The sequence below is a fragment of the Kribbella sp. NPDC050281 genome (assembly GCF_040655855.1).
Taxonomy (GTDB): Bacteria; Actinomycetota; Actinomycetes; order Propionibacteriales; family Kribbellaceae; genus Kribbella.
On sequence record NZ_JBFAKS010000045.1, the window covers coordinates 1 to 26,195 of the forward strand.

Genomic DNA, 26,195 nt, shown 5'->3' on the forward strand with positions numbered 1-26,195 from the left:
GTCTTGGCAGGTCCGGGAAGTGACTTGTCCGAAGAGCCGGTACTGGGCTGTGAGCCGGTCGCGCTGGAGACAGAGTCGTCACCGGCAACGCCGAGCGAACGCAGTACGAGCTGGCAGAACTGGTGGGTCGTCGCGATGGTGGCGGCGTCGAAGTTGGCCAGCGCGTCCCGAAGCCGGCTGTGTCGTACGGCGACGTCGGCAGCGCTGCCGTCGACGAGGTGACCGAGCAGATCGGGGTCGTCGCGCCAGCGGTCCGGATCCGCAAGGGCACGTTCGGCTTCGAGCAACTGGGAGCGGACGCGTTCACGAAGCTCCTGGCTGGCGGCGCGGCCGAAGGTGATCAGCAGCATCTCGTCCAGACGGGCGGCGCCCGCTGCGACGTAGCGGGTGACCAGGCCGGCGAGGGCGTAGGTCTTGCCAGTGCCGGCGCTTGCCTCCAGCACAGTGGTGCCCGTCGGCAGTGGACCCAGGAGGTCGAAGGGTTCCATCACGGCGCCCCTTGCTCGAAGCGCAGCATCGGTTCCCAGACCCGTTTCGCATAGGCGCCGAGCCGGGTCGGCTCGCCCGGCCGTTCCTCACCGGGCCGAGCCGGCTCGAGAAGAACCTTGAGCTGTGTGTTGAGTCCCCAGACGCGGACGTGGGCGGGATCAGAGTTCTCGCCGTCGTAGTTCGCGGGGCGCCACCGACGCCCGGCAGCGACGATCGGGTCGTCGTCGGTTCGGCGCGCCTGGCACCACGCGAACGAGGTCTTGAGCGGTAGCGGCAACGGTTCGCGGCGACCGGCGTCGTAGACCGCGACCAGGTCGGCGAGCAGGTCGCGGCCGAGCGGCCCGACCGGCCCGAACAGTCGAGTCGCGGGGTTGCGACCGCTGCGCGGGCGGCCGATGGCCAGACCCGTCCAGTTGTGGTCTTCGTCATCGGCGGACAGCGCGAGCAGTTGAATCCAGGAGGTCAGCAGTTGCTTGGCGTAGAGCCGCGAGTAGCTGACCGAGACGAGCCGGTAGGCATACACGCCTGGAACCGTCCCGGTGAGGCGCCGGCCGCCGCCGAGGTCGACGTCTACATCGAACGCCTGTGGACTCGTCTGCCGATGCGGGTACGCACTGATCGCGAGACCTCGAGCGATGTCACGGATCTCGGTCGCGGTCCGCCAGCCCAGCCGACCCGGTGGGAGAACGCCCCGCCGCCACTCTGCTTGGAGGGCCGCGTCGGGGTGGATGCCTGCGAGCATGTCGCGGAGCATCCGGTCGCCGACCGACCACTTCTGCAGGTTGTCGATCTCCACCGGCATCACGTCGGAGACCCCGTCGACCTCCCACGGCAGGGTCAGGTCGAGTGCCCGGAAGTACCCCTTCACCGGATCGCGGAAGAACGCCAGGAGATCTGACAACGCGACGTCGTCATCCGCCGGCAGTGTCAACTGCCCTGTGATGAACTCCGGGCGTGGCGGCCGGGAACCCGCCGCGGCTCGCGCCGCGACCAGTGCAGTCGGGTCGAACGTGAAGGGCCCCGGCGTACCAAGACGACCAGCCTCCAGGTTCTTCCGATCGAAGGGCTGGAGCGGGTGCTTCACCACGACAGCTTGCCGAACCGCCGACTCGGTGGTGCGGTCGAGGACATCGAGCAGCTCACCCAGCGGCACGGCGGGCGGCCGTGGCTGACCGGAGTACTCATTGGCGCCGGTGTAGGTGATCACCAGCGACTCGGTGGCGGCGAGGATCGCGTCGAGCATCAGTTGGCGGTCTTCGCTGCGAACGTCGCGCTCCCCGGTGACCGGTGACCTGGCCAGTACGTCGTCTCCGTCAGCGAGGCCGAAGCGTGGAAACACACCGTCGTCGAGGCCCAGCAGGCAGACCACCCGGTGCGGCACCGAGCGCATCGGCACCATCGTGCAGACGGTCAGCGTGCCGGTCCGGAAGTTCGCGCGGGTCGGCCGCCCGGCCAGGTGGGTCGACAACAGGGCCCGGACGTCCGCCAACGTCAGCGAGGTCGCGGCCAGGGCACCGGCCTCGGCCGCGATCTCGGCGAACTCGCGTTGCACCTGGCCGACCTGCCAGCCGTCGTCGCGACCGACCCGGGTCAGCTGGTCGATCCCCTCGCGGAGCGCGTCCAGCCAGTCCCCGAGAGGCCGGGTGCCGCTGAGCCGATCAGTTGCCGTCAGCACCCGATCGACGTACTCGGCGAACCGGCCGGCCAGCTCGATGCGGGTGCTGCCCACGTCGTCGAGCGGCAATGTCGTGTCGATCCACGCGTGCGCGTCGGCCGACATCGTGACGCCCGCGAGTACCCGATCAAGGCCGAAGCGCCAGGTGTTCTGCGGGTAGCCGGCCAAGCCGAACGGGTCGCGGTGGTCCTGGTCGAACGCCCACCGCACGCCTGACTCGCGTACCCAGGCGGTGGCGATGTCGATGTCGTCGTCGGTGAACCGGAAGCGGCGGCGTACCGGCTCGGTCTCGGCGAGGTCGAGCACCTGGCTCGCCGTTGCTCTGCTGCCGGCGAGGTCGAGGAGTTGAGCGGCGACGCCGAGCAGGGGATTCGTCTGGGTCAGCGACCGGTCAGCCAGTTGGACTCGGAGCCGGTGCGCCGGGTGGCCGTCGTTGTCGACCTCTCCGAGGCCGAAGCGGGCGCTGATCAACGGCGCGTAGGTCTCGATGTCGGGGCACATGACGAGAATGTCGCGCGGCTCGAGCGTCGGGTCTGCCTGGAGCTTCCCGAGCAGCACCTCGCGCAGTACGTCGACCTGACGCGCGGTGCCGTGGCAGGCATGCACCTGCACGCTGCGATCGTCGGCGGCGAGGTGACGGCCCTCAGCGGCGACGGTGTTGCCGCGCAGGTCATGCTGCAGCCAGCCGAGAAGTGTGTGGGGCGTCGCTGGGGACACAAGGTGGCGGTCAACGGCCGGCGCTGCGGCGAGGCCCAATTGCAGCTCGCGGCTGTCCCGCCCCAGGGTGGCGAGCAGCGGGTTGTCGGCCTCTTGATGGCTTGTGTCGGCGGCTCGGTCGCCCGCGGTCGAACCCGCTGTCCTCAGCCGTTCCCAGAGCGCGCCGCTGGGGTGGGGGAGCCAGAGGTGTACGTCGCGGTGTTCGGCCAGGGCGGAGAGCAGCTCGATCTCCGTGAGCGGCAGTCGAGTGTGTCCGAACAGTGAGAGGCGTTCCGGTAGATCGAAGGACTCTGGCTGATCCCGGAGCCGGCCGAGCGTGTCGGCGTGGCGAGTGTTCGGTGGCTGTGCATCGATACGGCCGACCAGTCGCCGCCAGAGTTCGGGTTGCCAGTTCAGGTCATCGTCGATCGGCGCTCCGCGACCGTCGGTGTCGCGACCTTCGCTCCAGTCAGCGAGGAGAGCCGGCCGTTGGACGGCGTACGTCGCGAGGAGCCGGGCCAACCGCGCTGCGACGGCGTACCTGCGTCCCTGGCGCAACTCGGCTTCGGCTCCGGTGTCGAAATGGCCGAGGTGTCGCGCGACAGGCTCGCACCAGACCTCGTCGAGAGAATCGTCGAGCACCGCCAGCAGCGGCCAGGCCATCGCCTCCGCGGACCAGGGGTCGTCGTCTGCGAGGCCCAGCACCGCGGACACCAGCGAGCGCGGTGTCGCAAATCGGACCCCGGCGCACACTCCGTCGCCTCGCCCCGCGGCAGCGCCCAAACGGTGTGCGAGTCGCTGGGAGAGCCAGCGCTCAACACCCTTGGCGGGCACCACCACCAGCTCCTCGGCGAATGGATCGGCCAAGGGAGCGGCGAGCAAGTCTCCCAGCCCGTCGGCGAGCACGTCAGTGCGCTCGGCACGATGCAGATACAGGGCCACCGACGCAGCATGCCACGTGGCGCCTACGCCTCGTGGCACCACGGGTACTTTGCTCCCCGCCGCTGGTACGCGTCCACGGAACTACCACCAGCAGAACCTCGCTCGGTGCCCGGAGGCAGCGGCCTTTCGGCCCGCGCGGTGGTTCGGGCCGCCGCGCGGGCTTCGTGCTGTGCAGATGTCAGCCGGCGATCGAGCGGGCGTACTCACCGATCTGCAGGACACCGTCCGGGTCGTACTTCCGGCTCACCTCGGCGATGCGCCGAAGTGTCTCCTCGTCGTACGCGCGACGGGCCGTCCGGGCGTCGTGCGGGGGTCCGAAGTTCGGCCAGACACCGCCGGTGTCCCATTCGGACAACGCCGCGTAGAGGCGGTCCCAGTGCGGTAGGACGCGGGGGTCTTCCGCGATGCCGACGGCGAGCACGCTGAAGCCGGCGGCGCGATGCGAGAAGGCGTTCGGGTGCTCGGCTTCCCGGGCGTAGGCGCCACCCAGCTGGCGGACCTCGAGCATCAACTGCGGTGAGCCGGAGTCGTAGCCGGCCACATCGAGCAGGCGCTTCGCGGTCACGTCGGTGAACTCGGTGAGCAGCATGGCCGGGTCGACAACGGGCATCGGATCGACCGGGTCGGCGTGGACCGAGTCGACGGCCGTGTACGGCTTCAGGTCAGCATCGTCGAGGATCACCGGAGCGACAGCGCGGATCTGATCCAGCAGCTCGCGGCCCTCGTCCGAGGCACCAGTCCAGAGGAAGCGGACACCGAGGGTCATGCGGCCCGCCAGGGCCGGCGGGACGCCGGGCATGTCGGGCAGTTGGAAGAGCACGAACGACGTCGTCGCCTGCTCGGGAAGGTTCTCCGACCAGTCCCGCCACCGGTCGATGACACGCGCTGCGTCGGCACCGTCGAAGTACACCGCGCCGCCGTAGAACGTCGGCAGGTGCACGAGGTCGAACTCCACCGCCGTCACGATCGCGGTCGCACCCTTGCCGCCTCGCAGGGCGAAGAACAGGTCCGGGTGTTCGGTCGGGGTGACGCGGCGGAACTCGCCGTCTCCCGTGACGACCTCGAACGCGCGGACCTTGTCCGCGGCGAGACCGTAGGTGCGGGCCATCGGTCCGACGCCGCCACCGGTCGTGTATCCGACCACGCCGACGTCGCTGGTGGACCCATTGAGCGGGGCCAGCCCGTACGGCGCGGCCGCCTCGATCACCGGAAGCCACTTGACGCCGGCTCCGACGCGAGCCCAGCCCTCGGGGTGCACCGTGACCTCGTCCAGGCCCTTGGTCACCACGAGCAGGTGTCCGGCGTACGAGCTGTCGGCCCCGTGGCCGGTGGCTTGTACGCCGACGGTGAAGCCGTTCTGCCGAGCGAAGCGGACGGTGGCGAGCACGTCCTCGGCAGTGCGTACGGCGACAACCGCAGCCGGCTGCATAGGGACGGCGAGGAGCCACGGTGTGGACAGCGCGGCGTACTGCTCGTCGTCGGGTGTGTGGACCTCGCCGGTCAGGCGACTGCGAAGCTCCTGGAGGGAGTCGTGGTGCCGGATAGTGGCGCGGTCGAGAGCGATCGTCATCGAACTTCTCCTGTTCGGTCTGTCGTGGTGCTGATGACGGACCGACGGTGTCGCGAAGCACTTGACGGCGACTTGTGACCGGCTTGAGCCGCCGGCTCAAGTCTGATGCGGTGCCATGAAGAGGCCGCGCGGATCGACCGTGCGACGGATCGCGGTCAGCCGGGCGTGGACGTCCGGCGGGAAGGCTTTGCGCGTGTCGCTGCTGTCGTCGAGCATCGGAAGATAAGTGCTTCCGGTCGACCAGGGTGCGACCGCGGCCAGGAACCGCTCTGCGTCGGCGCGCTGCCGCGGCCAGTCGGCGGGTTCGAATCCCAGCCCGACACCCAGTGCCAGGAAGGACCCGTCGAGGGCCGACAGGATGCCGCCGTCCGGGTCGGGCCGGGACAGCGCGCCGCCGAGCTGGCGCAGCTCGGCCACCGTGAGGCTGCTGTCGGAACGCGGACCGGCATTCTCGATGACCGCGGCGATCGCCGCCTCGGGAAGCTCGGACACCAGCGTGCTGCTCGCGTACGCGGGGGTCGGCTCCTCAGGCTCGAGGTGCAGCCTGACCAGGTCGGCGGCCGGTACCCGGGCGACCGTGTCGAGTTCCGGAGCGAGTGCGCGCAATGGCGCCAGTACGTCGTTCGCGAACGCGTCGTCGCCCAGCACGGCACCGTCGATGATCGCCAACCGGCGGCCCCGGACCTCGGCCGGCACCGAGTCCCGGTCCGGTACGTCGACGAGGCGGAACGACGACGTCACCTGGTCGGGGGCGTCCGCGCACCATTCCACCCACCCGGGCAGCACCTGATCGGCAGCCGTCCCGTCCCACGCGAGGAACCCGGCGACGACGGTCCGGATCGGCTGGAGTTCGAACTCGAGCGAGCAGACGACGCCGAGCGGCGTACCGCCACCCCGGAGGGCCCAGAACAGATCAGCGTCGCTGTCGGCGGTCGCTCGTACGAAGGTGCCGTCAGCAAGGACGACCTCGACAGCCGTGACAGAGTTGCACTGCAGACCGAGTCGCCGGGCGTACCAACCGATCCCACCACCGAGTGAGTAGCCGACCACGCCGACGTCGGGAGACGACGGATGCAGCGTGGCCAGTCCGTGCCTCCCGGCGGCCGCCGCCACATCACCCCACAGCACGCCGGCGCCGACGCGGGCGATCCGGTTCTCGGCATCGATGCTCAGTTCGGTCATCGCGGAGGTGCGCAGCAGTACCGCGTCGGCCAGTCTGCCGCCCAGGGCCGGAGCGCCGTGGCCGGTGCCCTGCGGCGCGACCGACAGGCCGGCGGCCTGGGCGGCGCGGACGACCTCGGCGACCTCCTCGGGGAACGCGGGATAGGCGACGGCCGCGGGATGGTCGGAGACCACCAGGTTCCACGGTGCGCGCGCCATGTCGTACGCCGGGTCGCCGGGAAGCTGCACGGCGCCGCCGCAGAGCCCGCGAAGGCTCGCGGCCCGGAGACTCTGCTGCACCGTCACTGGAGGCTCCCGTTCTGGTCGTGCGTCATGGTCGCTCGTCCGACTTGAGAGATTCTTGAGCTGCCGAGCTCAGCTGTGACGCCGGACCCGTCCAGTACGTCCCGAACGGTCCCCGGTGTGACGAACAGCCGCTGCGCGACTTCGTGAACGTCCAGGCCGGCTGCGGTCAGGTCGAGGATCTGCCGGTCGGTCCGCGACAACCGAGGCACTTCGTCGGTGCCGGGCTCGATCCGGCGCCCGCGCCGCTGGAGCTCAGTCAGTGCCCGCTCGCGAACCTGGCGAGCGCCTCGCTGCTCCGCCGTCCGGCCCGCAGCTTCCAGCAGCGCTATCGCACCCTCGCCGCCCACGTCTGGGTGGCTGCCGAGCGCGCATTGTGCTCGGGCGAGGTCGACCGCGGCGGTCGTCGAGGACAGCAGATCCACCGCCTCCACGAGGTTGTCGAGGCCCGCGCGACCACGGAACTCGCCCAGCATGGACAGTGCCCGACCGAGGTAGCTCGGTGCGCCCCAGACCCGGAGCAGAGCCAGTTCCTCCTCGGCTGTCTCGATCGCTTCCGACGTACGTCCGAGCCCGGACAAGGCCGCGGCCTTGATGGACCGCCACGGGTTCCAGACCGGATTGACGATGGCGATCCCATCGATGGTCGAGTGAGGATTGCCGAGCACGAGAAGGGCTTTCTCGCAGCGGCCCTCGGCGACGAGCAGACGGGCCACGGCCTGCTGATAGACACGACCGCCCTCGCCGAACGCCGTACTGTCAGCGAAGGCGTCGGCCGCCCGGCCGGCGGCCTCGAGGTCGCCCCGATCGAGATGGCAGCCGATTTGGAAGGCGCGGGCGAAGGGCTCGCCCACCCGCGTACCTCCCCAGAGGCGATCCTGGTCGAGCGCGGCCCGCAGACACGCGAGGGCCTCATGGAGCTCGCCTCGCCGCCACTGCCAGAACCCCTCCCACAGACTGGTGGACAGCGCCGCGAACAACGACCCCCGCGCGTGGCTGGCCGCGCGCGCCCGGCTCCAGAAGTCGCCGATGTCGTCGTCGGACAGGATCCGGACCGCGGCGGCATTGACCCAGAACAGCCCGTCGTCGACGGCGATCAGCTGGTCGCCGTCGAGCGCGAATCGTGCCATCGCGATGGCGCGTTCCCGGTCTCTGCCGGCCAGAACCGCTTCCAGCGCGACCGTGGCGGCCAGCATCCGCGCACCCGGTCCTTGCCCTTCTGGCTCCTGAGCGGGTGTCCGCCAGCCGTCGCCGATGCCGTGCATGAATCCACTGATGCGCTGGATGGCGATGAGCGCCTGGCGCTGGTCAGCCAGTCCGTCAGGGAGCGCCGCAGCAGCCTCCCGGGCGAAGGCCGTCGCGACTCCGGGCGGACTCGCGAATACTTGGGTCGAGGCGGCCGCGATGGCGATCTCGCTGCGGACCCGCGGGTCGTCCTGCAGCCGGTACGCCTGCACCAGGTGCTCAACCGCTGCCGCCCCGTCCACGGGCGCTTCTCGCATCCCGAGTTCGAGCACTACATCGCCTCGACCCGAACCCATCGGCACCTCGGCGAGTGCCCGGCGCAGGTAGGTCACCGCGCTCTCGGACGCGCCCCGCTCGGCAGCCCCGCGCGCCGCCGTACGTAGCAGTGTCACGACGCTCTCGTCACCCCGGGGCGGCGCCAGCAGCAGGTGTGCCGCAACCAGTTCGTCACTCGTCCGCGCGTACCGCAGGACTGACGCGGCCCGCTCGTGGCAGAGCTCCCGCTCGGCCGCCGGCTGCGCCTGGTACACCGCGTCCCGCACGAGCGGGTGCGCGAATGCCACTGGTTGCTCGTCTCTGACGATCTCGGCACGCGCCAGTACGGCCAGCGCTTCCGCGGTACGGGCCTCCGTGACCCCGGCCAGTGCCGCGACCGCCGGCAGGGCGGCACCGTCTCCAAGGACGGAGGCCGCCCTCGCGACGACCACGACGTCTGGTGGCAGCCTGCGGAGCTGCAGCAGCACCCGGCTCGACACCGCCCGCGACCCGACCGCAACGGCCCGGTCGGCGTGGGAGGCATCCGGCCGGACTCCGTCAGCCGCAAGAGCCTGGAGGAGCTGACAGAGCAGGAACGGATTCCCCACGGTTGTCCGCTCGCAGGCGGTGACGAACAAAGGTGCGGGTCGTGCGCCGAGCCGTCGCTCCACCAGCTCCGCCGTAGCTTCAGTGGACAGCGGCGCCGGCCGAACGACGAGCGCGTCGGGTTCGAGGGCCAGCTCCGCGAGCAGGTCTTCGTGATCGTGTTGCTCGCCTGTGCGCAGGGTCGCGACTACCAGTACAGGTGCCGAGGCGAGCCGTCGCACCAGATAGGCCAGGAAGCGGAGCGAGGCGCCGTCACACCACTGCGCATCGTCGACAGCGAGCACCAGTGGTCCCTCCGTCGTGAGGTTGACCGCCAGCCAGTACAAGCCGTGCAGAACGGCGAAGCCTTCGGCCCGGCTGCTGTCGGCGATGTCGAACACGGCCCCGGCTCCTGCCGCCGCACCACGCATCAGCTCGTCGCGACGCGCCGGGTCGCCGAGTTCTGCCTCGAACAGCTGGCGCACGACCCCGAACGCGAACGCACTCTCCAGTGCGCTCCCGCGGGCCGACAGCACCCGCACCGACCGCTCGCCCGCGAGCCTGCGCGCCTCGGCCAGCATGCGCGTTTTTCCGATCCCGGCCGGGCCCTCGAACAAGAGCAGACCAGGCTGCCCGGCCGCGACACCGTCCAGCTTCGACCGGAGGGCGGCGAGCTCGCGGTCCCGATCGACGAGACCGTTGCCGTCCGTGGCCGTTGCCCGCACTGTCTCCTCCCGCGGTTGCTTGGCAGGTATCAGCCCGGGCGACTGCGCGAGTACCTGCGCCTCCAGCTCGCGGAGAACCGGACCGGGGTCGACGCCGAGTTCGTCAGCGAGGGTCTCGCGGGCGCGCCGCAGCGCAGCCAAGGCGTCGGCCTGGCGATGGGCGCGGTACAGCCCGAGCGCGAGCAGCCTCCACCGCTCCTCCCGCAGCGGCTCTTCGTCGACCATCCCCTCGAGCTCGCCAACGACGAGGGCCGCCTCCCCGAGATCGAGACGAGCGGCGAGCAGGCGTTCACGGCCGACGGCTCGCAGCTCGGTCAGGCGCGCGATCTCGGCGCCGGCCCACGGCTCGTCGGCGTACTCGACCAGCGCCGGACCGTGCCACAGCGCGAGCGCCTCCTGCAGATCGGCCGCCGCCTCCGCGGGCGAGTTCGCGGTCTTCTTCAGCAGGCTCTCGAACCGCCAGGCATCGACCGCTTCGGACGGGAGTCGTACGGCATACCCGGGACCCTCGCGGACGACTACCGCGGACCGGGCGCGAGCCGGTGACCCCGGCTGCAAGCTGCGGCGCAAGTGCGAGATATAGGACTGCAGGGCGCCTGCTGTGTTACCAGGCGAATGCTCGCCCCAGACCGCGTCCGCGAGCCGCTCGGCCGGGACGACCTCGCCGCGTGCGAGGACCAGCACGGCGAGTACGGCGCGCTGCCGCCGCCCGCCCAGATCCAGCGCGGCGCCGTCGTACGACGCCGTGAACTCGCCGAGCAGACTGATCCGCAACTGGTCCGCCCCCACGCCACCACCCCCACCGCCACGGTAAACGAAGAAGCCTCATTTCGGCATCGCCCTCAAACCCGGTGACCACGCCGCTACCGAACGCCCCGGACCTCGTTCACACTCGGCGCGAGTGCTCCCGTCGTAATCGGGGCGGTGCGGGTGAGGATGCGCCGGCGGAGTAGGGTTTCGCTCTGATGCCTCCAGCCCGCGCCCGCCGTCCTCGTCCGGCTGATATGCCAGTCCCGGTTGGCGCGCGCAGGGTGTTCACCGACGGTGCCTGCTCGGGCAACCCTGGACCTGGAGGCTGGGCGTGGGCGCTGTCGACGACCGAGTATGCCGCTGGTCACGAGGCTGCCTCCACGAACCAGCGGATGGAGATCCGTGCCGCCCTCGAGGCCGTGCAGGCGAACGACGGTCCCCTGCTGGTCGTCTCGGATTCGACCTACGTCGTCAACTGCTTCCGCGACGGGTGGCACACAGGTTGGCTCGAGCGAGGCTGGCTGACCTCGGCAAAGAAGCCGGTCGCCAACAGGGATCTCTGGGAGCCTCTGGTGGCGTTGGTGATCAAGCGCGGGGATGTCGCGTTCCAGTGGGTCAAGGGACATTCCGGCCACGAGATGAACGACTTCGTAGATGGCTTAGCCGTCGCTGCCTGCTTCCCACAGCACTGACCTGGAAGAACGCGCGGCATCGGTGCCACTGCCGGCTCTAGTGTGACCACCGGGATGTTGCCCACCGCGGATGTCCCGCTGGGAGTGCCCATGTTCTAGTTCGGCTTGATGATGACCTTGAGGGCCTCGTTCGCGGCCGCGTTCTTGAACACGTCGTACGCCTCCGCGATCTCGTCGAACGTGAAGGTGTGGGTTCCCATCTTCTCCGATGGGATCCTGCCGCTGGCTACCATCTTCAGCAGGGTCGGGATGGATACGGTGTCCACCAGACCCATGGTCAGCGTGACGTTCTGGATCCACATGTCCTGCATGGGCAGTTCGACCGGCGTGCCGTGCACACCGATGTTGGCGATGTGGCCGCCAGGACGCACCAGCGATGCGGCGGTGAGCAGGGTCTCCGGGTAGCCCACTGCCTCGATGGACACGTCGACGCCGAGTCCGTCGGTGAGCGCGGCAACGTCGGCGACGGTGTTCGGACCGGCCTCAACCGCATCGGTAGCGCCGAATTCCAGCGCCTTGGTCAGCCGGAACTTGTTCGTGTCGACGGCGATGACCTTCGAAGCTCCCCAGAGCCCGGTCGTCAGGATCGCGGACAGACCGACCGCACCGGCGCCCACCACGGCCACCGTGTCACCCGGGCGGACGTTGCCGGCCAGCACCCCGACCTCGTACCCGGTGGGCAGGGAATCGGCCAGGAAGATCGCCTGCTGGTCGGTCACACCGTCGGGGACCGCGTACAGCGACGTATCGGCGTAGGGCACACGGACCAACTCGGCCTGGGTGCCGTCGATCAGGTGGCCGAAGATCCAGCCGATGCCACCGACGGTCTGGCAGTGCGACGGCATGTTGCGCTGGCAGTAGACGCAGCGGCCGCACTTCGTGATCGCCGGCACCAGCACGCTGTCACCGACGTGGAATCCCGTGACGGCGCTGCCGACCTCGGTGATCGTCCCGACCGCCTCGTGGCCGAGGATACGGCCGTCGGTCACCGCCGCCACGTCGCCCTGCAGGATGTGCAGGTCCGTGCCGCAGATCGTCGTTGTGTCCACCCGCACCACCACGTCGGTGGGTTCCTGGACGGCCGCATCGGGAACGTCTTCCCACGCCTTGTTCCCGGGGCCGTGATAGACAAGTGCCTTCATCTCCGGATCCTCCTTGATCGTCCACTGGCCTGGAGACAGGTCCGGTCGACCATCCACACGGCCCATCGCTCGACGCCAACGACAGTAGTGTTGATCCGCGCGCAGGACCGTCTCAAAATCAGACCATCCACCCCTGCCCGCGACGAGCGGCCACTCCATCTCCGTGATCGAGGGTCCACCCGGCACCGGCAAGACCGAGACGATCTTGAACCTCATCGCCAACGTCATCGCGGAAGGCTCGGCGACCATCGGCGTGGTCTCGTTCGGCAACTCGGCTGTCGACAATGTCCGGGAGAAGCTCGAGAACCTCGGATTCGGACACGTCGTTGGGCGGCAGGAGATCGACGCGCAGGTCTTGGAGCTTCAGCACTTCGAGAAGCATGTCAGCCCGGGTGAGCTGGCACAGCTCGACCGTCTGCCGTTGTTGCGGCGCTAGGTGGCGGCCGGCTAGGACCTGAGCACGGACGAGCAGGCTGTGATCGTCTGGCCAACGTTCGAGGCAGTCACCTGGGCGGGCGCGGAACTGGCCGGGCTCCCACCGATGTCGTCGTGATCTTCCCCGACCGCGGTATTCGTGGATGATGTGGCATTCAGTCGCTTGTAAGGTTGTTGCTGTAGGCAATGATCGTGATTGGCCACACTCGGTCGCGTTGGAGATCCGCGATGCCTTGACATCACCTATGACTCTCCGTAGCGTCGCTAGCAGGGGGTTTATCAGGCCAGTTCACCTCGTTGGGTGATCGACACTTCGCGCCTGAGGGGGGATGCATGTCTGACGCGGCGTCCTCCTTGCTCGCCCCGGCCGAGTCAGCCGACTGCGCCCCGAACTGGCGGCGCCCATTCCAGCGCCTGGACAGGCTACTGGCCGCGGCTGTGGCCGAGGCTCGAGTACGGTTCGGTGCCGAGGCGGGGCGCGACTCGTTCCGGGGGCTTTACATCACCGAGGAGCTCGCCGCCGCCGCTCTGAACGGTCCGCTGGGAGAACCGCTGCGCACGCGCAGAGAGAGTACGCTCGCGCCGGGCTGGGCCGAGCTGGCGTCGTCGGACGACGGGTGGGCCTGGCTGCGGCGCACCTACGCCCTGACCGACAACGAACTCGACGTGGTGCTGATCGCACTGGCACCAGAGGTAGACCTGCGTTACGAACGGCTGTACGGCTACCTCCAGGACGACGTCAACCGGTGCCGCGCGACGGTGAACCTGATCCTGGACCTGATCAGCACGTCACCCGACGAGAAGCTGGTACGGCGGACCCTGTTCGCCGCTGACGCCCCTCTGCTGCGAAACAACATCCTCCAACTTGTCAGCGAGGAGCGGGCGCATCCTCCACTACTGGCGCAGGCGGTCGTCCTCGACGAGCAGATCACGGACGTCCTGCTGGCCGTCGACGGCCTCGACTCACAGCTGGCCGGGTACTGCCAGCTCGCGTACCCGCCTCCGGCGCGTTGGGCAGAGACGGCGCTCTCGCCGGCTGCCCGGCGAACGGTTCTGGATGCGGCGCGGGCCGCGCAGGGCCGCTACCCGTTGCGAATCCACCTGCACGGGCCAGTCGGGTCCGACCGCGCGGCTGCGGCGGTGGCATTGGCGGGGGAGTTGCGCGCCCCCATCCTCACGCTCAGAGCGGCCGATCTGCCGACCGCAGACGAGAAGGCCGCGCTCGTCGTGGCCCGCTCGTTCCGCGAGGCACTGCTCAAAGGGGCAGTGCTGTTTGTCGACGGCGAGAGTCTCCTGCCAGTCGGCTCGCGCGCGCGGTCGGCCTTGGTCGACGGCCTGGCTGAGCACGGTGGCATCACGGTGTTGGCCGGCACGCAGCCCTGGACGGCGGAAGGTGGTCCGGCGCTCGGTGCTCTCAATATCGCCGTAGGGCGAGCGGATCTGGCCACCCGCCGCGCCGCGTGGGCGCGCGAGCTCGACGAGGCCGGGACGACAGCGTCGACCGACCTTGTGGATACGCTCGCCGGTCGGTTCTCCTTCGGACCGGCGCAGATTGCCGAGGCGGTCGCGAGCGCGGCCACCGCTGCCGGCGCGGACCGGGGACCGACCGCGAAAGAGGTGTTCGCGGGAGCCCGGCGGCAGACAAGTCAACGGTTGGCGGTCTTGGCGCGCCGGATCGAGCCGACCTGCACCTGGGCCGACATCGTGCTGCCTCCCGATACCACCGCGCAGCTGAAGGAGCTCTGCGCCCGGGTCGGCTTGCGCTCGACGGTTCTGACCGAGTGGGGCTTCGAGCAGAAGCTGGCGCGTGGCCGAGGAACCACCGCCCTGTTCACTGGACCGCCGGGGACCGGCAAGACGACGGCTGCGGAGGTCGTGGCCGGTGAGCTCGGCTTGGATCTGTTCGCGATCGACCTGTCCGCGGTGGTCAGCAAGTACATCGGCGAGACCGAGAAGAACCTGGAGACGATCTTTGCGGCGGCCGCCGACGCGGACGCCATCTTGTTGTTCGACGAGGCCGATGCGCTGTTCGGTAAGCGCTCCGAGGTGCACGACGCCCACGACCGGTACGCCAACATCGAGACGTCGTACCTGCTGCAGCGGATGGAGCAGTACGACGGCATCGCCGTCCTGGCCACCAACCTGCGGCAGAACCTGGACGAGGCGTTCACTCGTCGGCTGCAGTTCATCGTCGAGTTCCCCTTCCCCGACGACGAGCTGCGCGAAGGGATCTGGCGGATCGCCTTCCCGCCCGGCGCACCACTGGCGGAGACGCTGGACGTCGTTGGCCTGGCCCACGATTTCCGGCTCTCCGGTGCCAACATCAGGAATGCCGCGCTGCACGCGGCGTTCCTGGCTGCGGCGCGGAGCGAGTCGATCGGTACTGCGCACGTCCGGCAGGCGATCTGGCGTGAGTTCCAGAAGATGGGCCGGGTGCCACCCGGTGCCACCGCGGAGCAGGTGTGGTGAGCCGCCGTGTTCCAAGACCTCGACGAGACCCTGAAGGCGATCCTGGACGACGCCTCGGCGCCGGCCGATCTGCGGGCGGCCGACGTGAGCTTCGATACGCCGGACAAGAACTACAAACCGGCCGAGGCGACGGTGAACCTGTTCTTGCACGACGTCTCGGAGAACCGCAGCCTCCGTGACGAGGCGCGGGTCCTCACCAGGACGAACGACGGCTACACCTCTCGGCTGCCGCCATTGCGCGTCGACTGCAGCTACCTGGCCACCGCGTGGTCCGCTCAAGCAGGCGGGCTCAAGGCGGCGGAGGAACACAGGCTGCTGGGACTCACACTGCTGTGGCTCAGCCGCTTCCCGGTCGTCGACGAACGCTTCCTCAGAGGCACCCTGGCGACCCCACCGCAGCCCTATCCATTGCCGACCATGGTCGCGCAGGTGCAGGAGAACCGGTCGAGCGGTGAGTTCTGGACCGCGCTCGGGATCGCGCCGCGGCCGGCGTTCCCGATCACGGTGACGATCACGGTCGAGCCGTACGACGAGGTTGAGGAGTTCCCGCCGGTCCAGAAGATCGACGTGCGCAGCACTTCGGTCGAGCACCCGTTGTTCCGCGGCGTGGTGACCGACCAGTCGCTCGTGCCGGTCCCGGCCGCCACAGTCTCGGTCACCGAGACCGGCGCCCAGGCGACCTCCGGTCCGGACGGGAAGTTCGCCGTACCTGGGCTCGAGTTCGGGACGTACACGTTGAAGGTGCGGGCGGCCGGGCGGCCCGACGAACAAGTCGCCGTGACGTATGCGGCCGACCATCAGACGCAGACGGTGGTCCTCTCGGGGCCGTAGGCCCCGGACGACGCGACCCACCGGCGAGCAGAACGGGAAAGGCGGAAGAGCAGCGATGGTCGACTACGCGACAGCAGCTCCCGGGATCCACCTGGAGGAAATCACCCCCGCGGGGCCTATCGCCGGCGCGGGGACGAGCGTTGCGGCGCTGATCGGCGTCACGGCGACGCTCCCCACCGGCGACGACCTGGGGAAGCCGGTGCCGGTCTCCAGTTGGAACGCGTACAAGGACAAACTCGGTGAGTACAAGAGCGGGCTGAACCTCCCGTATGCGGTCCGCGGGTTCTTCGACAACGGCGGCACGTTCGCCTATGTGGTGCCGATCAAGAACATGGACGGTCTGGACGGCGCGCTGGCACAGCTCAGCCGGCTGCCCGATGTCGGTCTGGTGTGTGTGCCGGGTCTGGTGGACCCGGCGCTGCAGAAGGACAAGGTGATCGAGCACTGTGAGGCCCTGGGCGACCGGTTCGCGATCCTGGACGGCGTCCAAGACAAGGACCCGCTCAAACCCGGGAACCCGCTGCTCACCCAACGGGCCGGGTTGTTGTCGGTCAACGGGTTCGGCGCGCTCTACTGGCCGTGGATCGTGATCCGTGACCCGGGCAGCACGACCGGGCAAACGATCCCGGTGCCGCCGTCCGGGCACATCGCCGGCATCATGGCGCGCTGCGACAGCACGGTCGGCGTACACAAGGCTCCTGCGAACGAGCAGATCCGTGGCGCCGTCAGCCTAGACTTCACGCTGAACGACACCGAGCAAGGCCAGCTGAACAAGCAGAACATCAACGCGCTCCGCACCTTCCCGGGTGGGCCGCCGCTGGTGTGGGGCGCGCGCACGCTGTCCGCCGACGTACCGTGGCAGTTCGTCAATGTCCGGCGGCTGGTGTCGTACGTCGAGGACTCGCTCGTGACCGGGTTGCGCTGGGCGGTGTTCGAGCCGAACACCACGGCGCTCTGGAAAGGGCTGGAGCGCTCGATCACCGAGTTCCTCACCCGGGTGTGGGAGGCGGGCGGGCTGTTCGGCCGGACCGCCAAGGAAGCCTTCTACGTGACGATCGACGAGTCCCTGAACCCCGCGCCGGTGCGGGAGCGCGGCGAGGTCATCGTCGAGATCGGCCTGGCCGTGACGCGGCCGGCCGAGCACATCATCCTGCGCATCGGCCTGTGGGACGGCGGCGCCAAGGTCAGCGAGGGCTGATCCCACGACGGCACCGGGCCAACGGCCCGGTGGAGTGGCAACTCGGGGTTGGGAGGCAAGGGGATGCCCCAGACAGGACAACGCGTCGACCCGTACCGCAGCTTCAACTTCCTGGTGGAGCTGGACGGGATCGCGCAGGCCAGCTTCACGGAGTGCAGTGGGCTCGGCTCCACCACGGAGGTGATCGAGAACCGCGAAGGCGGCGACAACACGACCGTTCGCAAGTTGCCAGGCAAGACGACGTACACCGACATCACGCTGAAGTGGGGCGCGACCACGTCGATGGAGCTGTGGGAGTGGCGGCTGCAGATCGTGCAGGGCCTGGTCGTCCGCAAGAACGGCTCGATCGTCGTCTTCGACTTGGCCAACCGCACCGAGGTCGTGCGGTGGAACTTCGACCGCGCCTGGCCGACCAAGTGGGAGGGATCGGCGTTCAACGCGAAGGGCAGCGAGATTCTCGTCGAGACCTTGGTCCTCGCGCACGAGGGTCTGGCCCGGGTATGACCGGCCAACTGGTCACCGAGGTGTCCTTCGAGCTCCCGAAGGGGTACGTCGACGCCGAGGGGACGTTGCATCGGTCCGGGAGGATGCGGCTGGCGACGGCCGCGGACGAGATCTACCCGCTGCGTGATCCGCGCGTGCAGGGCTGGCCGGCGTACCTGATCGTGGTGCTGCTGGCCAGGGTGGTCACGAAGCTCGGCAGCCTGCCGGACGTGAACCCGGGTGTGGTCGAAGGCCTGTTCTCCGAGGACCTGGCGCATCTGCAGGACCTGTACAACCGGATCAACGGCCTGACGCCGCACGTGGTCGCTGTCGTCTGTCCGCACTGCGGTGGGGACCACGAGGTGGAGGTGCCACTGCTGGGGGGATAACGGGCTACCCCTTGGACCGGGTCCACCAGGAGGCAGCCTTTCTCGGTCGGCACACGCACTGGACCCTGACGGAGGTGTTGACCCTGGACCATGCCCAGCGCCGGCAGTGGGTCCGCGAGGTGTCCGCTCAACTCGAGCTGAGCTGAGCGACGGGTGTTAGGAGGGGGACGGATGACCGATCCGGCAGGGCGTCCGCAGACGCTCGGGGAACGGCTGGCGCTGCTCGCCGAGCAGTTGCGCGTTCGCCATGTCGCCACCTTCTCGTGGGAACCCGGGTTCGCTCAGGTGCTGCAGAGGCTGGATGCGCTCGAGCAGTCGTGGGCGCAGCGGTTCGAGCGATGGGACGGCGCGGGGGAGTGGACCGAGCCCGGCGGACGGTTCTCTCCCGAGCCGCCGACGGCACGGGAGGACGGCGAGAGGGCGACGGCCGGCGAAACCGCAACAGTCCCTGGAACCACAGCAGCTGCTCGAGCGGACGCGCTCGGTGCGGTCGTCGGCCCGCAGACGGCCGCATGGCCGGCCGACGTCGTTCCGGTGGACGTCCGCGCCCGGCTCCGCGAGATCGCTGGTGCCGGCGCGGACGGCATGCGGGTGCAGGTCGACGCCGAGGCGGACACCGCTGCCCGGTCGCACCGCGCGGACGCAATCACCTCGGGTACGACGGTCAAGATGAGGTCCGGGCGGTTCCGGCCGGACACTCCGGAGGGCCTCGGGTTGCTGGCGCACGAGGCGACTCACGTGACTGCCTTGCTCGCCCGTGGCGCGGCGGCGCCCCCGAACACTCCGGGCCGAGTGGCGGCGGAAGAGGCCGCTGCGGCGCGGGCCGAGCTTGTGGCCCGGCGGCTTCCCGAAGCCGCCGGTGTCGAGCTCCCACGCAGGCACAGCGACCCGCCTCCGTACAACGATCTACCGGCTGCTGGTTACTTCAACAGTGCGACAAGAGCCTCGACCACGCCGATGGCGGTGACGCCGATGCGGGCGGATGCCGACCGGCCGGAGGCGTCGCCGACGGCAGGGGGCTTCGACTCCGAGGGTCTGCGGCTGCGGATCATCGAGGACCTGATGCATCGGTTGCGGACCGACTCCGAGCGAGGAGGCTGATATGGCCGCACCAGTCCAAGGACCGATCGGCCCACCCTCCCGACCGCCGGCCCACGACCTCCTGCGGACTCCACTACGGCTGGCGCCGCTCCCGGCCAGCAACGAGCTGGCCAAGGCCGTGCTGATCGACACCACGACCAACACCGCACACGTGGTGATGTACAACCCCGAGGAGCTGAAGGTTGAGCAGGGCAACCAGTTCGCCGAGGTCGGTATCCCCGGGCTGAACGCCTCCCCGCTGCAGTACGTCCGGGGCAAGAACCGCGTCCTGACGATGGAGCTGTTCTTCGACACCTACGAGTCGAAGGAGGACGTGCGACTCCACACCGCGCCGATCGTCCGGCTGCTCGACAAGCAGCCGCAGACGCTCGCCCCGCCGGTCCTGCTGTTCTCGCTCGGCCGGGTGCAGTTCCGCTGCGTGCTCACCGATGCCGGCCAGCGCTTCACGATGTTCGCGCCCGACGGGACGCCGGTCCGCTCGACCATGTCGGTTCGCCTGCAGGAGTACGTCGACGTGTCGCTCGAGATCAGCCAGGGCCTGTTCATCGGATCGCCGACCGCATCCGCGCTGGTGAACGTCGCGCTGACCCCGATCGTCGAAGCCATCAGCCCGTCCGCGGCGTCGGCAATGCACACGGTGCTCGCCGGCGAGACGCTCAGCGGCATCGCCGGCGCGTACCTCGGCGACCCGGCGCGCTGGCGCGAGATCGCCCAGGCGAACGGGATCATCGACCCGCTCGCGGTCAAGCCCGGAGCCTCGCTGGTGATTCCGGACGGATCGGGGCGGACGCCGTGAGCGCCCCGCCGTACGCGCCTCGCTTCGACGTCCGGCTGTCGGGCGTGACGCTGGCGGCCGAGCTGGCCGACCAAGTGCTGAGCCTGACCGTCGAGACCGACCTGGACCTGGCCGGCTCGTTCAGTCTGACCTTGCGCAACCACGACAACCAGCTCCTCGACTCGGCGCTGCTCGATATCGGCAAGACGGTCGAGATCCACCTCGGGTACGCGCACGACCTGGTCCCGGCGTTCCTCGGCGAGGTCGCGGCGATCGAGCCCTCGTTCCCGGCCGACGGGCCGCCGACGATCACGGTGTCGGGGTACGACAAGTCGTACCGGCTGCGGCACACGCCGCCACCGCCGCGCGCCCGCACCGACGTCAACGACAGCCTGATCGCGGCCGAGATCGCCGCCGAGCACGGACTGGTCCCGATCGTCGACCCGGTGCCGTTCCACGCCGAGCGGGTCCAGGTCGAGACCGACATGGCGTTCCTGAAGGCGTGCGCGAACCAGTACTTCTTCGATGTGTACGTCGAGTGGGACCGGCTGCACTTCCACTTCCCCCGGCCGCAGTTGTCCGCGCACGTCCTGGAGTGGGGGAAGAACCTGAGCAGCTTCAGCCCACGGATCTCGGCGACCGGCCTGGCCGGGGTGCAGCAGGTCCGGGTCTACAACCAGGAGCTCGCGCAGGCGCTCACCGTGACGATGCTGGCCGCGGACCTCGACCCGGACAACCTGGTCGAACGTCTTGGTACCTCGGTTTCGCAGCTTCTGATGTCCCTGGTACGCAAGGGGATCCGCCGCGAGGGGATCAGCAACCCGATCCAGGCCGCCATGGTGGCCAAGGCTATCTTGTCGAACCTGCTGGAGGGCCTCTACGAGGGCAACGGGTCCTGCATCGGCATCCCGGACCTGTCGGCCGGGCGGTACGTGACGATCGCCGGAGTGGGGAAGCGGTTCAGCGGCACCTACCGGGTGCGCAAGGTGACGCACCGGATCGACGCCAACGGGTTCCGGACCGACTTCTCCATCACCCAGCGCGGGCACTCGAGCCTGCTCGGGCTGCTGCGCAAGAAGCTGATCGAGACTCCGTCGCCGAACCAGGGTGAGAAGTTCTTCGGCGTCGTCCTCGGCGTGGTCGAGGAGAACAACGAGGTGCTCTCCGGTCAGCCCATGCCGGCGATCGGGCGGGTCAAGGTGAGCTTCCCCGGGCTGGGCGACAACTTCAAGAGCGGTTGGGCGCCGTGCGTCCGGCCGATGGCGGGCAGTGGCACCGGGTTCTACGCCTTGCCCGACAAGAACGATCAGGTCCTGGTCGCCTTCGAGTACGGCGACCTGTCGAAGCCGTACGTGCTGGGCGCGCTCTGGAACGCGCAGCAGAAGCCACCGGCCGACAACGCCGACGACAAGAACGCCAAGAAGGTGCTCAAGTCCAAGGCCGGGCACACCATCACCTTCGACGACACCGCGGGGGCCGCGGCGCTCACGATCAGCGCGGCCGGCGATCTCGCGATCAAGGCCAGCGGTGAGATCAAGCTCGAGGCAGTGGGAGGCAAGACGGCGATCACGATGGTCTCGGACGGGGTGGACGTGAAATGAACGAGGAGGGGACGCGATGACCGATCCGTTCGTGCTCACCACGGCGAGCAGCATCCTGTGCTCGCACGGGTTCGGCATCTCGGCCGGCAACACCGGCAGACTCAAGGTCGGCGGCAAGGAAGTCCTGCTCGCCGGGCTCGCCGGCAAGACCTTCACCTGCTCGATCCCGGACAACCCGAACACCGGCATCAAGCACTGCACGAAGGTCAGCACGGTCTCGGCCGGCGAGAAGTCCAGACTCACGGTCGGGAAGGTCTCCGTGCTGCTGGACGTGCTGGCCGGGCTGACGGACGGTGCACCGCCACCCCCGAACCTGGTCGTGGTCCCCAAGCAGGCTCGGTTGCGTGCGGCGGTGAAGCCGTGAGCGACGAGGTACTGGGACGGGGACTGTCGTTCCCGTTGCAGATCAGCGGCATCGGGCTCGCGGAGTCGGCGGGTGTGGCCCGGGTCGAGCAGTCGATCCGGATCATCCTGGGCACGCAGTACGGCGAACGCGTGATGCGTCCCGGTTTCGGTGCCAACCTGAAGAGCCTGGTCTTCGCGCCCAACAACGCGACCACCGCCAGTCTGGCCGGGTATTACGTGACCGACGCGCTGGCGCGGTGGGAGCCGCGGATCGACGTCCTGGACGTCCAGGTGTCCAACGACGTCGACGGGGCGCAGCTCGTGATCGAGATCCGGTACCGGCTGCGCGCCACCGCCCAGGAGCACCTGCTCGTCCTTCCCTTCCTGCTGGAGCGTGGCTGATGTCTCCCGAATCGCGCGGCGGCCGGATCGTGCCGCCCAACCTGGACGACCGGACCTGGCAGGAGCTCGTCGACGAGATGCGCGCGCTGATCCCGAAGTACGCGCCGCAGTGGACCGACCAGAACCCGTCCGACCTCGGCGTCACGTTGATCGAGCTGTTCGCCTGGCTCGGCGAGAGCATCATCTACCGGCTGAACCAGACGCCGGAGAAGAACTATCTCGCGTTCCTCAACCTGCTGGGGATCACCCGTGACCCGCCGACTCCCGCGTGGACATACCTGGCGTACGGCTCGTCGGTCGAGACTCCCGTGACGGTGCCGATCGGGACGCAGGCGCAGACGTCCGACCCGGCGGGTGGTCGGCCGGTGGTGTTCGAGACGGATGAGGAGCTCGTCGTACTGCCGACCACGCTCAAGGCGGCGCTGCGGGTCGGGCCGTTGGCGGCGGGCGCGAACCGAGCGACGTATCACCAGGTCTCGGCCGACCTGATCGGCCCGCCCACCGCGAGCCACCTGGTCGAGGTCCCGGCCGGACAGACGGTCGCCTTCTACCTCGGGTTCGATCGGCCGGTGACGGCTGAGCTGGCACTCGGGCTGCGGCTGTACCAAGCGGCGCGAACCGCCGGGGCGGCGACATTGCGGTTCACCTACTCCAAGGGCGACGTCGAACCGTTGCTGTGGCCGCCGGTGACGGCGGCCGGCGACGGGACCGAGGGCCTCCAGCACGACGGCGCGGTGCGGCTCACGGTTCCGGCCGACTGGACGGCGCAGCGGGCCGCGGGCGATGATCCGGCCCGGCCATGGGAGACCGTGACGCCGGAAGCCGACGCAGACCAGGTCACCGATCCGTTGTTCTGGGTCGGCGTGCTGATCGACGCGCCGGCCGCTGCCCCGTCGGCTCTGGCGATCGGGATCGACCGGCTGCTGTTCAACGCCGTCCCGGCCCGGACCGCGCTCTCGGTCCGCGCGGCGGAGGACCTCGGGGAGAGCACCGGCCAGATGTTCCAGGTCGTTGCCTTGCACAACCGTCCGCTGTACCGCCGGCCGGGCCTGACCGCGCCGTACGCCGACCTCGTGGTCCAAGTCGCGTCGGCGGCCGACCCGGCGAACTGGAAGGACTGGAAGCTGGTCGACGAGTTCCCGACCGGGGCGGGCGAGGTCTACCGGATCGACCCGGTCGCCGGCGAGGTGCGGTTCGGCAACTTCGACGAGCGGTCCGGCAAGGGCAGTGGCTCGGTTCCACCTCGGGGCAGCAAGATCCAGGCCCTGCGCTACCGGTACGTCGCCTCCGGGGCCGGCGGGAACGTCGGACCGAGTCAGGTCACCGTCTTCGGTACCGCGCCCACTGGGGTCCCGGTGAGCGGCATCGGATCGGTCACCAACCTCGGTCCGGCCCGAGACGGGAGTGACGAGGAACCGATCGAGGAGACGATGCGGCGCGCGCCGGAGGAGCTGCGGATCCGGTACCGCGCCGTGACCGTCGACGACTACGAGTTCCTCGCGCGGGAGGCGAGCATCGACCTGCGGGTCAGTAAATGCTTGCCGCCGCGGATCCATACCGATGACGCGCCCGGACAGCCGCCGCCGTGGAATGCCGGCGACCCGTGGACGTTCGGTGGACTGGTCCGGGCGCCGGGCACGGTCAACCTGATCATCGCTCCCGACCGGGACGTCGACGTACCGCGGCCGGAGCCGACGCAGGACCAGATCCGGCTCGTCCAGGGGTACCTCGACGCTCGCCGGGACCTGACCGCACGGCTCGAGGTGGTGGCGCCACGGTACCTGCCGGTGATCGTGAACGTGGAGATCATGGTGTGGCAGGAGGCGCTGAACGCGGGCGCCGACCGGGCCACGATCGAGGCAGAGACCCGGGCCAAGATCCAGCGGTTCCTCCACCCCACCCGCGGTGGGCCGGACGGCAGGGGCTGGACCGTCGGAGGTCCTGTCTTCACGTCCGACGTCTTCCGCGCGCTGATGCCGACCGAGGACCTCGGGTACATCAGCGTGCTGCAGGTGAAACCCGACACGCCCGCCTACCACTTCCCGCCGCTCGGTCCGGGCGGGACCTACAAGGGTGACGTCGAGCGGCCGTTCGCGTTGTCGCCGTTCGGGGCGTCGGTACGGCTGGCGGACTACGAGCTGGTCTGTGCGGCCGCCGACTCTGCACAGCTGGTCAAGACCACTCCGGTTCAGGTCTGACATGTCCGAGTCGAGCTACCTTGCGTACCTCCCACCGGTGCTGTGGCGGGACGACCCGCTGGTCGACGAGTCGGAGCACGGCCTGCGCCTCGGAGCGGCCTTGCGGATCTTCGAGAAGATCGCGACCGGGATGTCTGACGACATCCTGCTCGAGCACGTAGATCCGGAGGACCCCTCGAAGACGCATGTCCATCCCGCGCTGAGCGACGAGATCGCCGACCTGCACCGGCTCTTCGACCCTTGGACGACGCCGCCGGAGTTCCTGCCCTGGTTGGCGTCTTGGGTGGCGCTGGAGTTCCCGACCCTGCAGGGTGTCCCGTTGTGGGAGGAGTACCAGCGCCGCAAGGTGACGGCGGAGATCGCGCAGATTTACCGGCTGCGCGGCCGCAAGACAGGGCTGAACCAGTACCTCGAGCTCTACGCGGTCGGACAGGCGCGACCTCGGGTGAGCGTCGATGACGGTGCGCGGCTGTTGAGCGTGGTACCGCGGACCGGTGCGTTGTCCACGGTCACCGCGCTAGTCTCCCAAGGGCCTGTGGTGATCGCGGGCGTCGTGCGTTCTGAGGGACTGACCAGGCCGTGGTGCGTCGCCGCCGGGACTGACGGGAGTCTCTTCGTCGGCGACATCGGCCTGCCTGATACGGCGCAGGTGCAGGTGAAGCTGCCGAGCCGGGTATGGCACCTGGACCCCGCCGGCCGCTACGAGCTGTCGGGTGTGCCGCCGCGGCCGGCGCCGCTCGCCCCGGATGCCCCCAACCTGAAGGACGTTGTCTCGGTCGCGCTGGCTCCGGCACGGGGCGCAGTACCCGAGACGCTTTATGTGTTGACCCGCAGCGGCCGGTTGTTCGGCATACCGGCGCCCTTCCGCGGGGTTGCCGCGACACAGGTGGCGAACTTGGCGGTGGCTGGCACGGCGATCTGGATGGTCGCGCTGGCTGTGGATCCGGGGACCGGCGACCTGCTCGCACTTGATCGGGGCGGACGGCCGCCACAAGCGCCCGGACCGATGGTGGTCACCGTGCGGCCGACCAACCCGCCGACAGTTACTCGCACCACGCTGACCAAGGCTGTCGAGCCGTTGTCGATGGTGATCGAGTCGGACGGAACGCTGTTGATCGGGGACGGCGGGGACCAGGACCCGACCGATGCGGCGGGAATGCCCGGAAATCTACTGCGGGTGGATCGAAGGAACACGCCGTGGCGGGAGGCGGTCCTGCTGCCGCCGGACAATCCGTTGGTCGCGCCAGCGGCACTGGCGCGCACCCGGGACGGGCGCCTGTACGTGCTGGACGTGGGGCTCAAACCCTTCGCGCCGTCGGCGACCGATCCGTTCATCTGCCCGGTTGCCGAGCACGCCGCGATCCTGACCGTGGACCTGACTGCGAAACCGGCGGCTTCCACTCGGATCACCGCACCGGGCGAGTTCGTGTACCCCACCGGGATGACCGCGGTCGGCGACCGACTGGTGGTCAGCGACCCCGGGCAGCCGGAAACCTCAGGGCTCGAACCGTTCTGGGGCCGGGTCCGTCCGTTCGAGTTCGACGTGTCGATCCACTTCACCACGTCCCGGCTGCCGGATGACCCGGCCGAGCGCAAACGAGTGCTCGACCAGGCGGTCGGCAACATCAGCTCGATCGTCGAGGAGCAGAAGCCCGCCCACACGCTCTGGACCCTGAACACCTCGATTCTCTGACCGCACGCATCGACTCAGGAGGCAGCAGATGGCAGCGACCGGCGA

Annotated in this window: 20 protein-coding genes; 14 read left to right on the forward strand and 6 right to left on the reverse strand. The window is 69.3% G+C overall.

Annotated elements, in window-relative coordinates; all coding sequences use genetic code 11:
• The 5 genes from AB0I34_RS36140 to AB0I34_RS36160 form a co-directional block, all read right to left on the reverse strand.
• Positions 1-488 (reverse strand): UvrD-helicase domain-containing protein (locus AB0I34_RS36140; RefSeq protein WP_360454247.1); only part of this gene is annotated, 488 nt, incomplete at its 3' end.
• Positions 488-3,802, reverse strand: coding sequence for an exodeoxyribonuclease V subunit gamma (gene recC / locus AB0I34_RS36145; RefSeq protein WP_360454250.1), 3,315 nt, complete (start codon positions 3,800-3,802; stop codon positions 488-490). The genes recC and AB0I34_RS36140, both read right to left, overlap by 1 nt.
• Positions 3,803-3,980: 178 nt before the next feature.
• Positions 3,981-5,372, reverse strand: coding sequence for an FAD-binding oxidoreductase (locus tag AB0I34_RS36150; RefSeq protein ID WP_360454253.1), 1,392 nt, complete (start codon positions 5,370-5,372; stop codon positions 3,981-3,983).
• 96 nt (positions 5,373-5,468) lie between these two features.
• Positions 5,469-6,839 carry an FAD-binding oxidoreductase gene (locus AB0I34_RS36155; RefSeq protein ID WP_360454256.1) on the reverse strand — a complete coding sequence of 457 codons (1,371 nt, stop codon included), beginning with the start codon at positions 6,837-6,839 and terminating at the stop codon, positions 5,469-5,471.
• Positions 6,836-10,435: a BTAD domain-containing putative transcriptional regulator gene (locus AB0I34_RS36160; protein ID WP_360454259.1), complete on the reverse strand. Its 3,600-nt coding sequence runs from the start codon at positions 10,433-10,435 to the stop codon at positions 6,836-6,838. Before AB0I34_RS36160 ends, AB0I34_RS36155 begins: the two co-directional genes overlap by 4 nt.
• A 215-nt stretch (positions 10,436-10,650) precedes the next feature.
• Between AB0I34_RS36160 and AB0I34_RS36165 the strand changes: the two genes are divergently transcribed.
• A complete protein-coding gene (locus AB0I34_RS36165) occupies positions 10,651-11,088 on the forward strand; it encodes a ribonuclease H (protein WP_360454262.1) in 438 nt (145 codons plus the stop codon).
• A 95-nt stretch (positions 11,089-11,183) separates the two neighbouring features.
• Here the strand turns inward: AB0I34_RS36165 and AB0I34_RS36170 are convergent, their stop codons facing one another.
• Entirely contained in the window at positions 11,184-12,230 is a 1,047-nt protein-coding gene (locus AB0I34_RS36170) for an alcohol dehydrogenase catalytic domain-containing protein (RefSeq protein ID WP_360454265.1), read from the reverse strand.
• Positions 12,231-12,387: 157 nt separating this feature from the next.
• On the opposite strand from AB0I34_RS36170, the gene AB0I34_RS36175 reads away from it, so the two are divergent.
• From AB0I34_RS36175 to AB0I34_RS36235, 13 genes are all read left to right on the forward strand, one after another.
• Positions 12,388-12,666, forward strand: a complete 279-nt coding sequence (locus tag AB0I34_RS36175) for an AAA domain-containing protein (RefSeq protein WP_360454440.1) — start codon at positions 12,388-12,390, stop codon at positions 12,664-12,666.
• Positions 12,667-12,998: 332 nt separating this feature from the next.
• Positions 12,999-15,134 (forward strand): ATP-binding protein, encoded by a 2,136-nt coding sequence (locus AB0I34_RS36180; protein WP_360454267.1) that lies wholly within the window; start codon positions 12,999-13,001, stop codon positions 15,132-15,134.
• A 6-nt stretch (positions 15,135-15,140) separates the two neighbouring features.
• Positions 15,141-15,965: a Pvc16 family protein gene (locus AB0I34_RS36185; protein ID WP_360454270.1), complete on the forward strand. Its 825-nt coding sequence runs from the start codon at positions 15,141-15,143 to the stop codon at positions 15,963-15,965.
• A 55-nt stretch (positions 15,966-16,020) separates the two neighbouring features.
• Positions 16,021-17,163, forward strand: coding sequence for a phage tail sheath subtilisin-like domain-containing protein (locus AB0I34_RS36190; RefSeq protein WP_360454273.1), 1,143 nt, complete (start codon positions 16,021-16,023; stop codon positions 17,161-17,163).
• Between the two features lie 63 nt (positions 17,164-17,226).
• On the forward strand, positions 17,227-17,667 hold the full coding sequence (locus AB0I34_RS36195; RefSeq protein WP_360454276.1) for a phage tail protein: 441 nt from the start codon (positions 17,227-17,229) through the stop codon (positions 17,665-17,667).
• Complete coding sequence (locus AB0I34_RS36200) at positions 17,664-18,035, forward strand: hypothetical protein (protein ID WP_360454279.1); 372 nt, start codon at positions 17,664-17,666, stop codon at positions 18,033-18,035. Before AB0I34_RS36195 ends, AB0I34_RS36200 begins: the two co-directional genes overlap by 4 nt.
• 171 nt (positions 18,036-18,206) lie before the next feature.
• Positions 18,207-19,136 (forward strand): DUF4157 domain-containing protein, encoded by a 930-nt coding sequence (locus AB0I34_RS36205; RefSeq protein WP_360454282.1) that lies wholly within the window; start codon positions 18,207-18,209, stop codon positions 19,134-19,136.
• A gap of 1 nt (position 19,137) precedes the next feature.
• Complete coding sequence (locus AB0I34_RS36210; RefSeq protein WP_360454285.1) at positions 19,138-19,932, forward strand: LysM peptidoglycan-binding domain-containing protein; 795 nt, start codon at positions 19,138-19,140, stop codon at positions 19,930-19,932.
• Entirely contained in the window at positions 19,929-21,512 is a 1,584-nt protein-coding gene (locus tag AB0I34_RS36215) for a phage baseplate assembly protein V (RefSeq protein WP_360454288.1), read from the forward strand. The genes AB0I34_RS36210 and AB0I34_RS36215 overlap by 4 nt, the downstream gene beginning before the upstream one ends.
• Positions 21,513-21,528: 16 nt before the next feature.
• Complete coding sequence (locus AB0I34_RS36220) at positions 21,529-21,876, forward strand: hypothetical protein (RefSeq protein ID WP_360454291.1); 348 nt, start codon at positions 21,529-21,531, stop codon at positions 21,874-21,876.
• A complete protein-coding gene (locus AB0I34_RS36225; protein WP_360454294.1) occupies positions 21,873-22,259 on the forward strand; it encodes a GPW/gp25 family protein in 387 nt (128 codons plus the stop codon). The genes AB0I34_RS36220 and AB0I34_RS36225 overlap by 4 nt, the downstream gene beginning before the upstream one ends.
• A complete protein-coding gene (locus AB0I34_RS36230; protein WP_360454297.1) occupies positions 22,259-24,457 on the forward strand; it encodes a putative baseplate assembly protein in 2,199 nt (732 codons plus the stop codon). Before AB0I34_RS36225 ends, AB0I34_RS36230 begins: the two co-directional genes overlap by 1 nt.
• Position 24,458: 1 nt before the next feature.
• Positions 24,459-26,150 carry a phage tail protein gene (locus tag AB0I34_RS36235; RefSeq protein ID WP_360454300.1) on the forward strand — a complete coding sequence of 564 codons (1,692 nt, stop codon included), beginning with the start codon at positions 24,459-24,461 and terminating at the stop codon, positions 26,148-26,150.
• The last annotated feature ends 45 nt before the right edge of the window (positions 26,151-26,195 follow it).

Bases quoted from the DNA above. Each gene is read 5' to 3' on its own strand.
- AB0I34_RS36220 (WP_360454291.1), top strand. From the start codon at position 21,529: ATGACCGATCCGTTCGTGCTCACCACGGCGAGCAGCATCCTGTGCTCG.
- AB0I34_RS36170 (WP_360454265.1), bottom strand. From the start codon at position 12,230: ATGAAGGCACTTGTCTATCACGGCCCCGGGAACAAGGCGTGGGAAGAC.
- AB0I34_RS36195 (WP_360454276.1), top strand. From the start codon at position 17,227: ATGCCCCAGACAGGACAACGCGTCGACCCGTACCGCAGCTTCAACTTC.
- AB0I34_RS36150 (WP_360454253.1), bottom strand. From the start codon at position 5,372: ATGACGATCGCTCTCGACCGCGCCACTATCCGGCACCACGACTCCCTC.
- AB0I34_RS36235 (WP_360454300.1), top strand. From the start codon at position 24,459: ATGTCCGAGTCGAGCTACCTTGCGTACCTCCCACCGGTGCTGTGGCGG.
- AB0I34_RS36210 (WP_360454285.1), top strand. From the start codon at position 19,138: ATGGCCGCACCAGTCCAAGGACCGATCGGCCCACCCTCCCGACCGCCG.
- AB0I34_RS36205 (WP_360454282.1), top strand. From the start codon at position 18,207: ATGACCGATCCGGCAGGGCGTCCGCAGACGCTCGGGGAACGGCTGGCG.
- AB0I34_RS36230 (WP_360454297.1), top strand. From the start codon at position 22,259: ATGTCTCCCGAATCGCGCGGCGGCCGGATCGTGCCGCCCAACCTGGAC.
- AB0I34_RS36200 (WP_360454279.1), top strand. From the start codon at position 17,664: ATGACCGGCCAACTGGTCACCGAGGTGTCCTTCGAGCTCCCGAAGGGG.
- AB0I34_RS36190 (WP_360454273.1), top strand. From the start codon at position 16,021: ATGGTCGACTACGCGACAGCAGCTCCCGGGATCCACCTGGAGGAAATC.
- AB0I34_RS36165 (WP_360454262.1), top strand. From the start codon at position 10,651: ATGCCAGTCCCGGTTGGCGCGCGCAGGGTGTTCACCGACGGTGCCTGC.
- AB0I34_RS36180 (WP_360454267.1), top strand. From the start codon at position 12,999: ATGTCTGACGCGGCGTCCTCCTTGCTCGCCCCGGCCGAGTCAGCCGAC.